This window comes from Hymenobacter terricola (assembly GCF_017921975.2).
Lineage (GTDB): Bacteria > Bacteroidota > Bacteroidia > Cytophagales > Hymenobacteraceae > Hymenobacter > Hymenobacter terricola.
In genome coordinates this window covers 44023-59082 of record NZ_JAGEMO020000007.1, presented here as the reverse complement: position 1 = coordinate 59082, position 15060 = coordinate 44023, and the positions used below count along the sequence as shown (strand labels likewise).

Genomic DNA, 15060 nt, shown 5'->3' with positions numbered 1-15060 from the left:
AAATAACGCGCACTAGTTTAAGCAACCTGCGGCCGGTCAGCCCGAGGACCCACGTAATTAAGGTCCGCGCATTAATAACGTAATTTGACCCCGGAACGGTGCCCCTGGGTCAGGTCAAATCTTGTACCAGAGTTGGAAACCTTTTCAATTACCCCTTAGATGCCTCCCATGAGCAAAAAGTTGCCCACCCGCCAAGAAGATTATTCGCTTTGGTACAATGAGTTAGTGAAGCGTGCCGGCCTGGCCGAAAATTCCGCCGTGCGCGGCTGCATGGTCATTAAACCTTATGGCTACGCCATCTGGGAAAAAATGCAGCGCCAGCTGGATGATATGTTCAAGCGCACCGGCCACGAAAATGCCTACTTCCCGCTCTTCGTCCCCAAAAGCCTGTTTGAAGCCGAGGAGAAAAATGCCGAAGGCTTTGCCAAAGAGTGCGCCGTGGTGACGCACTACCGCCTCCAGACCGACCCGGACAACCCCGGCAAGCTGCGCGTGGACCCCGCCGCCAAACTGGAAGAAGAGCTTATCGTGCGCCCCACTTCGGAGGCCATTATCTGGAGCACCTACAAAAACTGGGTGCAGAGCTACCGCGACCTGCCGCTGCTCATCAACCAGTGGGCCAACGTGGTGCGCTGGGAAATGCGCACCCGCCTGTTTCTGCGCACCGCCGAGTTCCTGTGGCAGGAAGGGCACACGGCCCACGCCACCGCCGAAGAGGCCGTGTCCGAAACCCGCCAGATGCTCGACGTATACGCCGAGTTTGCCGAGGAACACATGGCCCTGCCCGTGGTGAAGGGCGTGAAAACCCCCAACGAGCGGTTTGCCGGGGCCGTGGACACCTATTGCATCGAGGCGCTGATGCAGGACGGCAAGGCCCTGCAGGCCGGCACCAGCCACTTTCTGGGCCAGAACTTCGCCAAGGCGTTCGACGTGCAGTTTGCCAATAAGGACGGCGTGCGGGAGCACGTGTGGGGCACCAGCTGGGGCGTGAGCACCCGCCTGATGGGCGCGCTGGTGATGGCGCATTCCGACGACGACGGCCTGGTGCTGCCGCCCAAGCTGGCGCCGATTCAGGTGGTTATCGTGCCCATCTACAAAACCGGGGAGCTTGACGCGCTAATTGAGCGCATTCGGCCCATTCAGCAAGGCCTTATTGCCCGCGGCATTTCGGTGAAGCTGGACGCCCGCGACACCGAGCGCCCCGGCTTCAAATTTGCCGAATGGGAGCTGAAAGGCGTGCCCGTGCGCCTGGCCATCGGCGCCCGCGACCTGGATGCCGGCACCGTGGAAGTGGTGCGCCGCGACACCAAGGAGAAAATGAGCCTGCCCCTGGCCGATATCGTGGCCAGCGTGGACCAGCTGCTGACCGATATTCAAACCAATATCTACGCGAAGGCCAAGCATTACCGCGAGCAGCACATGACCCGCGTAGATAGCTACGACGAGTTCAAGCAGGTGCTCGACGGCAAGGGCGGTTTCGTGCTGGCCCACTACGACGGCACCAACGAAACCGAGGACCGCATCAAGGACGAAACCAAGGCCACCGTGCGCTGCCTGGCCCTGGCCGAGCCCGACGAAGAGGGCGTGTGCATGGTGACCGGCCGGCCGAGCGCTCGCCGCGCCTATTTTGCCCGGGCATACTAAGTGGTTAGTTGTTGGTTATTAGTAAGTAGTGTACTGACAACCGCTTGACTAACAACGAGCAGCCAACCACTGAAAACCCGTTTCTTTGGCCCACCAAAAAGCCCCGGCTCTGCTCAGAGCCGGGGCTTTTTGGTGGGCCAAAGAAACGGCCTGGCCGATGACGAAGGGCTACTTCTTAGTAATCGTGAACTCCACGCGGCGGTTTTTGGCGCGGGTTTCTTCCTGGTCGTTGCTGGCGATTGGCTTGGTATCGCCAAAGCCTTCCACGGTGATGCGGGTGCCGATGATGCCGTGGCTGCTGAGGTATTTCTTCACCTCGTTCACCCGGTCCTGGCTCAGCTTGAGGTTGAGGGCGGGGTCACCCTGGTTGTCGGTGTGGCCCGAAATCTTGATTTCCACCGTGGGGTAATCCTTCATGATGCGGATGAGGCGCAGCAACTCGGGGTAGGAGCTGGTGTTGAGGTAGTACCGGCTCTGCTGAAAGAAGATGTTGTTTAGCTTCACGGTCTGGCCCACGTTGAAGGGCACGAGGAACAGGTCCTGCTTTTGCTCGGAGTACTTGTCCTTGGCCGTCACGTCGAGGTTGGCGCCTTCGGCGAGGTAGCCTTTGGCTTCGGCGCGGTAGCCGTACTGCACGCCGCTGGGCAGCACGATGGTGTAGGAGCCATCCACGGGGTCGGTTTCGGTGACGCCGATTTCCTCGCCCGTGAGCAGGTTTTCGTAGTGAATGATGGCCCGGATGGGCTTGTGGGTGTTCACGTCGAGCACGCGGCCGGTCACCAGCGTCACCACTTCGGGCTGGAAGGCGGGGGCCAGGGAGATGCGGAAAATGTCCTTGGAGCCATCCGTGCCGTTGCGCGACGACACCAGGTAAGCATCCTGGCCGGCGGCCGAAATGGTGTAGTAGGCGTCGAAATCGGGCGAGTTGACCACCGGACCCAGGTTGCGGGGCGGGCTCCAGTTGGTCCAGGTATCGTCGAGGCGCTTGGTGTAGAATATGTCGGACTTGCCATAGCCGCCGCGGCCTTCGCTGGCGAAGTACAGGGTTTTTTCGTCGGCCGCGAGGAAGGGGGCGAAGTCCGATTTCTCGGTGTTCACGTTGCGGCCCAGGTTCTTGGGCTTGGTCCAGGTATTGGTGGTTTCGGGCACCGGGAAGCTCACGAAAATGTCCTGCCCACCAATGCCGTCGGGCCGGTCCACGGCCATGAGCAGGGCCTTGCCCGAGGTGGCCAGGAAGAAGTCGACGTGCTCCTTGTCCAGGTTCACAAAGTCCTTGATGACCTGCGGCACCGGCTGCGTCCAGCCCATGCGGGTGTGCTTGGTGAGGCTGCACCCGAGCGGGTCCATGGTGCCGTCGCGGTTGTAGATGTTGATGAGAATGGCGCTCTGGCCGTTGGCTGATACCGAGGCGATGCCGTTGGGGTCGTCGGGGGTGTTCACGGGGCCGCCCACGTTTTTGGCCGGGCCCCAGGTCTTGTTTTTGCCGCTCACCAGGGCCGAGGCGAAGACGTCCTGCGGGTCGCGGCCGCCGCCCACGTTCTCGGGGTTGCTTTCGCGGGCGAAGTACAGCGTGCGGCCGTTGGGCGAAATCACCGGGTGGGTTTCCACGTAGCGGGTGTTCACGTTCGGGCCCAGGTTCACCAGCGAGGAGTCGAACTGGGTCGATTTCACGGCGTCGGGGCCTTTCTCTTCCGTGAAAGCCTGCTTCACCATGGTCGACACCACGTCGGCGATGCCGATGGCGTCAATCTGGTTCACGCCTTCCACCTTGGCGGTGTTCATGTATATTTTCACGCCCAGGGTGCGGTACTCGGCGGCCGGGAACTTCACTTCGAGGGTGCGGTAGGCCTCGGGCAGGGGGCCGGGGTTGGGGTTGGCGTACACCTCGTGGTGCACGCCCTTGGTATCCACCAGCTCGACTTTGGTGATGGAGCCGGGGTTGAAGTTCTCGACGATGGTAACCTGCTGGGCCGGCACCGAGCGGGCAAAGCGCACCTCGATAAATTCGTTGGGGCCTTCCTTGCGCGGTATCCAGGCATCGTTGCTGATTTGGCCCAGCGGCAGGGCGTTGGGCGTGCTCAGCACCTGCGAGGGCGAGAAAGGGTCCTTGCCTTCCGACTTTTGCGATGATACGGCCACCAGGCGGGCTGCCCATTGCACGTGCTGGGCCTGGGCCGGCGCAGCCCCCAGCAGGCCCAGGCCCAGGGGCACGGCAGCGAGTAAGCGGGTCATAGGATAATTATTCATGGTATCGATAGTAGAAAAAAAGAAATGGGGGACCGGGGCCGGGCAAATTTACAGTAGCGCCACCGGGCCACGGTTGTGTTTTCAACAGCTAACCTAACGAAAAACTATTTGCGGAGCCTCACCGGGCTATGTATTACCTTCCCGGTGCGGCGCCGCGAAGCAGGACTTTGCGGGCCGTGTACCCGTGATAATTTGGTGGTTTTCGGTATGGCGGCGGTGGGGCGCGGCGCGGGGCCGCGTCCGGGGCCGGCATGTGGGTGCAGCAGGGCTTTTATTAATTTTCCTGGTTGGGGCCTCGCTGGCCGGGCGGGCGCAGGTGCTGGTGGGAGCCACGCCGTTTGGGCCGGTATTCAGCGGGCTGCGGCCGGCGGGGGCCGATACCACGCTGCTGCTCGTGGCCCGGGCCCGGCGGGTGGGCGTGAGCACCTTCGTGCAAACCAGCGGGGCGCGGGGCTACCTGCGGCTGGGGCCGCGCCAGCAGCTGCGCTACCGCGTGGGCACCGACATGATTTACGACTCGCGCGGCACGCCGCCCTTCGTGCGGGAAGACTACGGGGCCGATGTGGCCGACGTCTTCACCCTGGACGCGGCCAACCACTGGCAGCTGGGCCAGCAGCTGCACTACGACCAAAGCCGGGCCAATGCCACCCGCACCGGCCTGTGGCTGGGCCGCCTGGGCTACCAGCGCCGCCTGCGGCCGGCCAACCCCATCGATTCCCTTTCCCAGATGCACCTGACGGTGCTGGGCGGCCTGGCCACCGACCGCCGCAACGGCCGCAACGACGCGGGCTTCGCCTACGGCTTCGACGCGGCGGCCATTTATTACCTCAACGGGCCCACGGCGGCCCCGCTGGCGGTGCGCGTGCTGGGCACCCGGGCCGCGTTGGGGCCGCGCACCATGCAGCGGCTGGTGGCCGAGGCGGCCGGCGAGCAGGCCTTTCTGGCGGGCGCGCCGCTCACGGTGCAGGGCCGCCTGGGCTACCGCACCAACCGCGCCGAAGACTACCTGCTGGGCTCGGTGCAGCGCATTCAGTCCGATACCCTGCTGGCGCAGGCGGGCGCTACGTACCGCATCAACGAGTTTGCCACGCTGCGCTCGGACAATAGCCTGCTGCTGCCGACGCGGGCCTTCAAGTACCGGCGGCAAAGCACCGGGGCCGATACCCTGCAGGACGTGGGCTACCGGCAGCGCGAGCTGGATACCCGCCAGGAGCTGCGCTTTGCCCGGCCCAAGCTGCAAAGCAGCCTCAGCTTCAGCTACCACGAGCGGACGCGGGCCTACTACCTCGACAACTCCCGCTTTCTGAGCGTGGCGAAGCTGGCCACGGCCCTGTCCCGGGAGCAGGTGAAGGACATCACCGAGCAAACCACCCTGTGGCAGGGCAACCTGACCTGGCTGCCCACGCCCCGCCACGCGCTGGCCCTGCTGGGCACCGCCCAGCTGCTGCGCGTGGATGCCCCCAGCAAGGACAACCAGCAAACCCGCGACGAGGCCCAGCACCTGCTGCGCCTCACCTGGACGGGGCGCTGGGCCGGGGCCTTCCGCACCACGCTGGGGGTGGCCGGCGAGGTGCGCCAGACTGTGTTTATCCGGGCCAGCCAGAGCGCCGAGAACTACGTGGACCACCTGCTGCACTGGGAGCCGGGCTTTACCTGGGCGCCGGGCAAGTGGAGCATCCGCTCGAACTACCACTTGTGGGTGAGCTACCAGGTGCGCGACCTCACGGCCGAGCAGGCCCGCAACCGCGCCAGCCGCGTGCTGGAACAAACCCAGAGCCTGACCTACCAGCTGCGGCCCCGCCTGCTGCTGCTGGCCGACTACGTGCGCCGCGAAAACCGCGTGGGCCAGCTCGACTGGGCCCGGTTCCGCGAGAGCCCGCTCGATACGAGCGTGACCCACGACTTCTCGGCCGGGGCGCGCCAGAGCTGGGCCGGCCCCAAGGGCAGCACCAGCCTGCGCCTGGGCTACCGCCTGCTGGAGCAGCGCAACTACGGCCGCGCCGCCCTGCTGCCCGACGCGGCCTCGCCTGCCACCACGTCGAGCCTGATTTACCTGCACAACATCACCCGGCAGCAGGGCCCCGAGGTGGCGGTGGAGCGCCGCGCCACGGCCGGCTTCAACCTCACGGCCAGCATCTGGCTGCAGTGGATGCGCACCTACAACACCTACACCACCGGGCCGGGCACGTTCATTGGCAGCAGCTACTCGGCCCAGGATTTGGCCCAGGAGACGCGCCGGGTGCTGCCGTATTTCGAGCTGGCGGCGGAGTGGCGGCTGGGGAAGCGGTAGGAGAGGAGGATATTCTACTTTGCCAGCGCCGTCAGCAGCCGGTTTACTTGCTGGCCCAATGCCTTGCTGAGGCGCTTTTCGATGAAAACATGGACCAGGTAAGCAGCAACCAGCATCAGGACCATGGTGCCTCCTACCAGCACGTACTTATTGGTGAAGTGCTGCATTCGATGGAAGATGATGAAGCCGATGTCGCTGTGCAGCAAGTAGAGCGGGTAGGTGAGGGCCCCCAGCCAGGCCAGCCAGGAAAACCGGCTCAGGTCGATTTTGCGGAAGGCCACCAGGTACATCACCACGTAGCAGCCGGTGATAATCGCGGCCACCACTTTCGTAGAAAAGGGCTCATGGTAGGCCAACGCCAGACTCCCGACGTGGTCGATACTGGCCCGCAGGCCCAGTACGTACGTAACCAGCAGCAGGGCGTACCGTTGCCAGGTGCGGCCCTCGGGTTGTTGCATCAGGTAGAGGAGCATGCCTGCCGCGAAGTAGGGCGCGTAGGCCGGGAAGAACAGGGCGGGAAACAGGCCGCCCTCGTGCATCGTGCCTGGCAGTGCGGTATAAGCCAACCACAAGGCCAGGACCAGCGTGAGGTGCTTCAGCAGGCCGAAGCCGATGAGGATGGCAATAAGTAGGTAAAACGTGATTTCAATGGTGAGCGACCAGTAGGCCCCGTCCATTGCGTTGATGTGGAAAAACTCGGGCAGCATGCTCATGTTGACCACGTATTGCACCGGGGTGGCGTGCAGCAACGGGCTCATGCCCACATCGGCCGGCCCGGTGCCCCACAGCAACTTGACAATGAATGTGAGCGTGCAGGCCACCCAGAGGGCCGGGTAGAGCCGGGTGATACGCGAAAGGAAAAACTGCCGAATGGTTTTGCCCTGTGCGCTCAGCAGCACCACGTAGCCGGAGATGATAAAAAACAGCTCGACCCCGAGGTAGCCATACCGCGTGAAGCGTCCCAGCTCCGGGAAGGCAAGGGGGCTATAATGACCCAGGGAATAGCCCCGGAAAGTGTAGTGGTAGAAAACGACTGATAGGGCGGCGAGAAAGCGGAGTAAGTCAATCTCGTAAAAGCGAATTGGCCGTTTATGTGGTTCGGGCTCCATTAATATACCGGTAGTTGAAAGCCCAAAGCTACATGCACAGCGGTTATACCTCTACTTTGTGTTTGGTAATTGTGCTTGTAGTGAAATTGTTACTGCCTGCCACATAGCTCATTGGCATTGCCCTGATGGATTGCTGCCGCCCGGACTACGCCACCGTGCCCGCCAGTAGCAGCACCCTGGCCACTGGGAAAGAAGGGCCTTCCCGTGAGGAGCAGGAGGCTGAATTAGCCAGTTGCGGCTGGCATGGCAACGCAGCGCTAAAATGCCTTGACCAACCCGGCCGGCCTCTCGCACGCGCCGCCCCCCGGCCCCGTTTTTCCACCTGCACCACGGGCACCGGCACGTTCATCGGCAGAGCTATTCGGCCCAGGGTTTGGCCCAGGAGACGCGCCGGGTGCTGCCGTATGTTGAGCTGGCCGCCGAGTGGCGGCCGGGGAGCAGGCAGGAGGGGAGAGGGGGAAGTGGTGGTGGTGAAAAAAAGCACCGCTAACCTCAGCACTATCAATTCCTTTGCCTACCTTCCAGCCATCTATTTACCAACCCCAATTCCCACGCCGATGGCCGCTCCGTACCACGACCTCTACACCAACCATTTTGTCAACATCCGGTGCAGCCGGCCCACCTTCCTGGGCTTCCTGAACTACGCCGTGACGGCCACCGCCGCCAGCCCCGATGCCGCCATCAAGGCCCTGAGCGCGGGCCTGCAAGCGACTGCTACCGCCCTCGGCGGCACCGTGGTGGCCCGCGAAGGCCAGGACGGCACCGGCCAAACCCTCACCCGCTCGAAGAAGGACGTGCTGCGCGCCATGCACGTATTCGTGCAGGACACCAACGCCGTGAAGCTGGTGCCCACCTACCGCACGGAGCCCGACCAGCTGAAGGAGCTGCTGCCCCAGGGCCTCATGTACCTCACCGAAGCCAACGACACCGATTTCCCGGTGCGCTTCGAGGCGTTTGCCGGGGCCCTGGCCGCCCACGCCGAGGCCCTCGGGGCCGACCTGGGCAAAACCGCCGATGACCTCCTCAAGGAGCTGACCGAAGCCACCACCGCCAAAGACGCCGGCCTGAAAGTGGCCAAGGAAACCATCGGGGCCCTGGGCGGGCAGTGGGCGCAGGCCTGCGCCCTGCTGTGGCAGGTGCACTGCACGGCCCTGGCCGCCTTCTGGGAGCACCCCGGGCAGGCCGAAATCTACTTCAACTACGGCCTGCTCCCCAACCGCAACCCCGGCCGCACCAAAGCCGCAAAGGACGGCTCCGCTGCCGCCTAACCGGAAAACCACCGCCACCGGTGGCGATGGCCATGCCCCCAGTGCCCATGCGTGCCGCCACCGGTGGCGGTGCCCATGGGCACAGTGCTGAGGTGGCCCGCCACCGGTGGCGGTAGCCGTGGAGGGTGGGCCGGGGTGGCCCGCCACCGGTGGCGGTGCCCGTGGAGGGTGTGCCGAAGGGCCCCGCCACTTGTGGCGGGGCCCTTGCGGGCCGCAGGCGTCGCTGCGCTTAGACTGCGGCCCGCGGGAGGGGCCAGCCCCCTGCACAGAAGCCAAGCCGGAGCTCCTTCTCTGCGGGGCTCCGCGCATGAAGCAGCCGCGGGGTCAGGAGTTGAGGTGAGCCGGCAGCGCCGCCAGCAGCTCCTCCAGTCCCGCCACCAGGCCCTCGGTTGCGGCTTGCCGCTCGGCGTCCGTGGCGGCTTCGGCTTCTACGGCGGCGAGGCCGGGCGTGAGGCGGGCGGCCCCCACCAGGCGCAGGGAGGGGCGCAGCTTGTGGGCCACGGCGGCCACGGCGGGCCAGTCGGCGGCAGCGAGGGCGGCGCGCAGGTCGGCCACGCTGCCGGTCGTGTTGGCGTGGAACGAGGCCAGGATGCGGTTCACGAAGGCGGTGCTGCCGTGGGCCGTTTCGTGCAGCAGGGCCAGGTCGTATAATGGAGTAGCTGGGGGAGCAGCGGCCTTGCGGGGCTTGGATGCGGTCTTTTTTGCCGGGGTGGCGGGCGTGGTCACGGGCGGAGTGGCCGTGGCCTTCACCTCCACCAGCGGCTCCCGCACGCCCGCAATCAGCGAGGCCAGCTTGCTGAGCAGCTCGGCTTCGTCGAAGGGTTTGGGCAGGGTGTCGTTCATGCCGGCGGCGGCATACTTCTCCGCATCGGCCCGAAAGGCATTGGCCGTGAGGGCCAGGATGGGCGTGGTGGCCCGGCGCAGGTCGGCGTGGGCCCGAATGCGGGCGGTGGCCTCCAGGCCATTCATGCCGGGCATCTGAATGTCCATCAGCACCACGTCGTAGCGGTTTGCCTCAAATAATTCCAGGGCTTCGATGCCGCTGGCGGCTTCGTCCACCAGCACGCCGTGGCCTTCCAGCAGCAGCTTGGCTACCTCGCGGTTCACCTCGTTGTCTTCCACCAGCAGCGCGCGGCAGCCGCGCACGGCGGCTTCCTGCACCGGGGCCAGCGGGGCCAGCGCCGCCTGCCGGGCCGCCGCGCTGGCCTTGGGCAGGGTGGTGATGAAGGAGAACGAGCTGCCCTTGCCCGGCTCGCTCTGCACGCTCAGGTGCCCGCCCATCTGGGTCGCCAGGGCCCGGCTGATGCTCAGGCCCAGGCCCGTGCCGCCAAACTGCCGGGTGGTGTCGGCATAGGCCTGGGTGAATTCCTGGAAGATGCTGTCCAGCTTGTCGGGCGCGATGCCAATGCCCGTGTCCGATACCCGGAATTCGGTGGTGAGGGTGTCCTCGGTTTCCGCCACGTAGTGGCCGGCCATCGTCACCGTGCCCCCCGCCGGCGTGAACTTGATGGCGTTCGAGAGCAGGTTAATCAGAATCTGGTTCAGGCGGTAGGAGTCGCCCAGCACCCACGGGTGGGGGCAGGAGTCCCGTAGCCGGGTGGCCAGTACCCGAATGCCTTTTTCCCGGGCCTGCATCACCAGCGGCTGGGCCGCGTTGGCCATCGAGTCGCAGAGGTTAAAGGCAGATTTCTCCATCTCCAGCTTCCCGGAGGTGATTTTGGCCATGTCGAGCACGTCGTTCACCACGTTCAGCAAGTGGCGCCCCGAGTGCTGAATCACGGCCGTGTAGTCGCGCTGCTGCTCGTTGAGGCCGGTTTTGGCCAGCAGGCTGGTCATGCCCAGCACGCCGTTCAGGGGCGTGCGGATTTCGTGGCTCATGTTGGCCAGGAAGTTTTCGCGGGCGGTGGCAGCGGCTTCGGCGGCGTGTTGGGCGGCTTTCAGGGCCGTAATGTCGGTGCTCACGCCCAGTACCTGGGCCGCGCCGTCGGCCTGCACCAGCGGGCAGCGCACCGTCTGCAGCCAGCACACTTCGCCATTGGCCAGTTTTATGGACGTCTGAATGGTCAGGGGCTGGCCCGTGCGCAGCACTTTCTGGTCGGCCAGCACCGAGGTCTGAATTTCCTCCTTGCTCATGGCCGCTTCCATGCTTTCGATGCCGGCCAGCTCGCTGATGCGCCGGCGCAGGGCTTTCATTTCGGCGTTCTCAAACACGGTGTTGCCCTCGGCGTCGCGCACCCAAATCAGGTTGGGGTTGAGGTCGAGCACCAGGTTGGTGAACGACTGTTGGGCCAGGACCTGGGCTTCGCTCTGGCGGGTGCGCGCCTCGGCCTGCCGGCGGGTGGTGATGTCCAGCCCGTAGCACATCACGGTGCGCAGCACCCCCTCGGGCCCGAACACGGGCTGGTAGTAGCACACCCAGAACAGGACGGTTTGGCCGTCGGGACCGGGCCAGCGTTCCTCCCAGCTCACCAGCTCGCGGGTTCTCACGGCCCGCTCAAACATTTGGGAGCGGCGCGTGGCCAGTGCCAGGGGCAGGTTGCGGGCCGCGCAATGGTCGGCAAAGGTGAGGCCCACGCGGGCCCGGCGCCGGGCGGGGTCGGGCTCGGCGTAGGGGTTCACGTAGCGGTAGCGCTGGTCGGGGTCGAGCACCGTCACCACGGCCGGCAAGTGGTCCAGAATGGCTTCGTAGAATTCGCGCTGCTCGCGGGTTTCCTGCTCGGCTTGCCGCTGGGCCGTCACGTCGGTGAGGTACAGCATGGCGTAGCCTTCCTCTACCACCGGCACCGTAAATAGCAGGAAGTACTGGCCGTTGGCCAGCAGCTCCCTGTGGGCCACCTCGCCGGTGCGCAGGGCCTGAGCGGCAGCATGCATCAGCTGCGGCCGCACCCGCGACGGCCCGGTGGTTTGCATCTCTTCGACCAGCTTGTTGGCGGCGGGGTTGGCAAACAGCAGCTCGCCCGCGGCATTCAGCCGCATGAGCGGATTGGGGTTGAGCACCGGAATGCGGCTTGTGGAGCGCAGCCGGACTATTTCGGCTTCGGCCTGTTCGCGGCGGGCGCGCTCGGCCAGCAGCAAGTCGCGCAGCTCGGCCGGCGAAAAGTCATCTAAAGGGGCATTTAACATTTATCAATTAACATTTAACAGCGAGCAGGCATAAATGAAAAATTGCCTCAACGGTAATTCTCCAAAGATAGAAACGACTCCCTGCTCCGTGCTCCGTACGGCGGCCTGCTAAATGTTAAATGAAATCACAGTTCCTTGCGCAGCCGGGCCACCGGAATGTTCAGCTGCTCGCGGTACTTGGCCACCGTGCGGCGGGCAATGTTGTAGCCCCGGGCGTTGAGCATCTTTTCCAGCTTGTCGTCGCTCAGCGGCCGTTCCTTGCTCTCCTTGCCGATGAGGTCTTTCAGGATGCTTTTCACCTCGCGGCTGCTGGCGTCCTCGCCCGAATCGGTGGCAATGCCTTCGGAGAAGAAGTACTTCAGCGGGTAAATCCCGAACTCGGTCTGGATGGATTTGGAGTTGGCCACCCGGCTCACCGTCGAAATATCCATGCCGATGCGCTGGGCAATGTCCTTGAGAATCATGGGCCGGAGCTTGCCCTCGTCGCCCTCGGCAAAGAAGTCGCGCTGCAGCTCCACAATGGCGTTCATGGTGCGCAGGAGCGTGTTCTGCCGTTGCCGGATGGCGTCGATAAACCACTTGGCCGAGTCCAGCTTCTGCTTCACGAAGGTCACGGCCTCCTTCATCTTGGTGTCCTTCTTGGCGGCCTTGTCGTAGGTCCGGAACATCTCGGTGTAGGCCGGGCTCACGCGCAGCTCGGGGGCGTTGCGGGCGTTCAGGGTCAGGTTGAAGACGCCGTTGTCGTTGGTCAGGATGAAGTCCGGCATCAGGTACTGCGTCTTGCCCAGGCCGCTGGGGCCGCTGCCGCCCGGCTTGGGGTTCAGCTTCAGAATGACGTTGATGGCCTCTTTCAGCTCATCATCCTCCAAATCCAGCTTCTGCTGAATGCGTGGGTAATGCTTCTTGCTGAACTCCTCAAACGTGTCGGTCAATATCCGCTCGGCGTTCACCGTGTTCTCGTCCTGCGGCCGGCGTTCCAGCTGGAGCAGCAGGCACTCAGGCAGGTCGCGCGCCGCGATGCCGGGCGGGTCAAAGCCCTGCACCACGCGCAGCACGGCCTCAATTTCGGCCACCGTCACCTCCAGGTTTTGCGAGAAAGCCAGGTCGTTGGCAATGGCCGACAGGTCGCGCCGGATGTAGCCGTCGCCGTCAATGGAGCCGATGAGCTGCTGGCCGATGGCCTCCTGCTGTTCGTCCAGACTGGCAAAATGCAGCTGGTCGAGGAGCGAATCCAGGAGCGAGCCGCTGGTATCGGCCAGGGGCGTGTCGCGCTCCTCTTCTTCGCCGGGGCCGTCGCCCTGCATCTTGTAGCCCGCTATTTCGTCGTCGTTGAGGTAGTCGCTCAGGTCGAGGTCGGTGTTGTCGGCGGCGCTTTCGCTGTCGACCGGGCTGTCGTCCTTGGGCTGGATATCGGGCTCGGGCAGGTCGTCGGCCATTTCCGAGTCGTTGCCGCTGCGGTCGTCGAAGTCCTCGTCCAGCGTATTTTCATCGTTGTCGAGGCTGGCATCGGGGTCGTCGTCGGCCTCGTTGTCGTCCTCGTCGCGGTCCAGCTCTTCGGCGTCGTCGGGCTCGTCCTCTTCCAGGGCGGGGTTCACCTCCATTTCCTCTTTAATGCGCGTTTCCAGCTCCGCCGTGGGGATTTGCAGCAGCTTGATAAACTGAATCTGCTGCGGACTAAGCTTTTGCGAGAGGAGTTGTTTAAGGTCGAGGCGTTGCATAGTCACGAAAATACGGAAAGGAAGGGCCGCCAATCAATTTTACTGGAATTTGGCACGAAAAGTTGGTGTAGCGCGGACTTTGTAGTCCGCGAGTAAACGACCCGTTTCCCACCACTCGCGGACTACAAAGTCCGCGCTACATTCCGTGCTCCTGATGCTGGGGCCTACCTTTGCCCCAATTACAATCCGCTTCCCCAACACTATGTCCCTCAAACGGTCCACCGTCAAAGAACTTCTGGCCAGCCAGGACCTCGACCGCGAAGTCCTCGTCAAAGGCTGGGTTCGCTCCCGCCGCGGCAACAAATACGTGCAGTTCATCATCGTCAACGACGGCTCCACGATTCACACCATCCAGGCCGTTGCCGACGCCGGGAAATTTCCCGAAGAAAACCTCAAAGACGTGGGCAACGGCGCCTGCGTGGCCATTCGCGGCAAGCTGGTGGCCTCGCAAGGCAAGGGCCAGGCCGTCGAAATCCAGGCCACCGAAGTAACGGTGCTGGGTGCGGCCGATGCCGAAGCCTACCCGCTGCAAAAGAAAGCCACGTCGCTGGAGCACCTGCGCGACATCGCCCACCTGCGCCCCCGCACCAACACGTTTGGTGCAGTGCTGCGCATCCGGCACGCGCTGGCTTTCGCCATCCACAACTATTTCAACGACCACGGCTTTTTCTACGTCCACACGCCCATCATCACCGGCTCCGATGCCGAGGGCGCGGGCCAGATGTTCCGCGTCACCACCCTGCCCGCCGACAAGCCCCCGCTGGCCGACGACGGCTCGGTCGACTACACCCAGGACTTCTTCGGCAAGCAAACCAACCTCACCGTGTCGGGCCAGCTCGAAGGCGAATTGGCCGCCATGGCGCTGGGCAGCATCTACACCTTCGGCCCCACGTTCCGGGCCGAGAACTCCAACACCGCCCGCCACCTGGCCGAGTTCTGGATGATTGAGCCCGAAGTGGCTTTCAACGAGCTCGAAGAGAATATGGACCTGGCCGAGGATTTCCTCCAAAGCCTGGTAAAGTACGCGCTGGCTAACTGCGCCGACGACCTGGCTTTCCTCAACGAGCAGTACGACAAGGAGCTGCTGGCCCGCCTGCATTCCGTGGCCGACAACGCCTTCCAGCGCCTCACCTACACCGAGGCCGTCGAAATCCTGAAATCGGCCAAGCAAAAGTTCGAATTCCCCGTGGACTGGGGCACCGACCTGCAGTCGGAGCACGAGCGCTACCTGGTCGAGAAGCACTTCAAGAAGCCCGTCATTCTCACCAACTACCCGAAAGAAATCAAGGCTTTCTACATGAAGCTGGACGACGACGGCCGCACCGTGCGCGCCATGGACGTGCTGTTTCCCGGCATCGGCGAAATCATCGGCGGCTCGCAGCGCGAGGAGGACTACACCAAGCTCACCACCCGCATGGCCGAGATGCACGTGCCCACCGAAGACCTGGACTGGTACCTCGATACGCGCCGCTTCGGCAGCGCCCCGCACGCCGGCTTCGGCCTGGGCTTCGAGCGCCTCGTGCTATTCGTAACCGGCATGAGCAACATCCGCGACGTGATTCCCTTTCCGCGCTACCCCAAAAACGCGGCATTTTAACGAGCAAAAAAAGAAGGGGCGGCCAAACCGCCCCTTCTTTTTTTGCTCGCCAGGCGTCGGCGCT

General features: G+C 64.0%; 8 protein-coding genes. 4 read left to right on the top strand and 4 right to left on the bottom strand.

All coding sequences use genetic code 11. The annotated features are described in order from the left end of the window. Window positions 1-168: 168 nt before the first annotated feature. Entirely contained in the window at window positions 169-1644 is a 1476-nt protein-coding gene (gene proS, locus J4G38_RS06980; protein ID WP_210513891.1) for a proline--tRNA ligase, read from the top strand. A gap of 168 nt (window positions 1645-1812) precedes the next feature. On the opposite strand, the gene J4G38_RS06975 is transcribed toward proS, so the two are convergent. Then, on the bottom strand, window positions 1813-3891 hold the full coding sequence (locus J4G38_RS06975; RefSeq protein WP_210513892.1) for an OmpA family protein: 2079 nt from the start codon (window positions 3889-3891) through the stop codon (window positions 1813-1815). A gap of 184 nt (window positions 3892-4075) precedes the next feature. Here J4G38_RS06975 and J4G38_RS06970 point away from each other — a divergent pair, with 184 nt between their 5' ends. Next, a complete protein-coding gene (locus J4G38_RS06970; protein ID WP_210513893.1) occupies window positions 4076-6181 on the top strand; it encodes a hypothetical protein in 2106 nt (701 codons plus the stop codon). 14 nt (window positions 6182-6195) lie between these two features. Here J4G38_RS06970 and J4G38_RS06965 read toward each other — a convergent pair whose 3' ends face one another. Next, window positions 6196-7290 carry an acyltransferase family protein gene (locus tag J4G38_RS06965; protein WP_210513894.1) on the bottom strand — a complete coding sequence of 365 codons (1095 nt, stop codon included), beginning with the start codon at window positions 7288-7290 and terminating at the stop codon, window positions 6196-6198. Between the two features lie 557 nt (window positions 7291-7847). Here J4G38_RS06965 and J4G38_RS06960 point away from each other — a divergent pair. Then, window positions 7848-8558, top strand: coding sequence for a hypothetical protein (locus J4G38_RS06960; RefSeq protein ID WP_210513895.1), 711 nt, complete (start codon window positions 7848-7850; stop codon window positions 8556-8558). A gap of 324 nt (window positions 8559-8882) precedes the next feature. On the opposite strand, the gene J4G38_RS06955 is transcribed toward J4G38_RS06960, so the two are convergent. After that, window positions 8883-11681: a PAS domain-containing sensor histidine kinase gene (locus tag J4G38_RS06955; protein WP_210513896.1), complete on the bottom strand. Its 2799-nt coding sequence runs from the start codon at window positions 11679-11681 to the stop codon at window positions 8883-8885. Window positions 11682-11806: 125 nt separating this feature from the next. Next, the gene (gene rpoN, locus J4G38_RS06950) at window positions 11807-13399 is read right to left on the bottom strand and encodes an RNA polymerase factor sigma-54 (RefSeq protein WP_210513897.1); all 1593 of its coding nucleotides are present in this window, start codon (window positions 13397-13399) and stop codon (window positions 11807-11809) included. Window positions 13400-13601: 202 nt separating this feature from the next. On the opposite strand from rpoN, the gene asnS reads away from it, so the two are divergent. Then, window positions 13602-14996, top strand: a complete 1395-nt coding sequence (gene asnS / locus J4G38_RS06945; protein ID WP_210513898.1) for an asparagine--tRNA ligase — start codon at window positions 13602-13604, stop codon at window positions 14994-14996. Window positions 14997-15060 lie beyond the last annotated feature (64 nt).

Excerpts from the sequence above, each read along its gene's own strand:
- proS (WP_210513891.1), top strand. The coding sequence starts at position 169 with ATGAGCAAAAAGTTGCCCACCCGCCAAGAAGATTATTCGCTTTGGTAC.
- J4G38_RS06975 (WP_210513892.1), bottom strand. The coding sequence starts at position 3,891 with ATGAATAATTATCCTATGACCCGCTTACTCGCTGCCGTGCCCCTGGGC.
- J4G38_RS06965 (WP_210513894.1), bottom strand. The coding sequence starts at position 7,290 with ATGGAGCCCGAACCACATAAACGGCCAATTCGCTTTTACGAGATTGAC.
- J4G38_RS06960 (WP_210513895.1), top strand. The coding sequence starts at position 7,848 with ATGGCCGCTCCGTACCACGACCTCTACACCAACCATTTTGTCAACATC.
- J4G38_RS06955 (WP_210513896.1), bottom strand. The coding sequence starts at position 11,681 with ATGTTAAATGCCCCTTTAGATGACTTTTCGCCGGCCGAGCTGCGCGAC.
- rpoN (WP_210513897.1), bottom strand. The coding sequence starts at position 13,399 with ATGCAACGCCTCGACCTTAAACAACTCCTCTCGCAAAAGCTTAGTCCG.
- asnS (WP_210513898.1), top strand. The coding sequence starts at position 13,602 with ATGTCCCTCAAACGGTCCACCGTCAAAGAACTTCTGGCCAGCCAGGAC.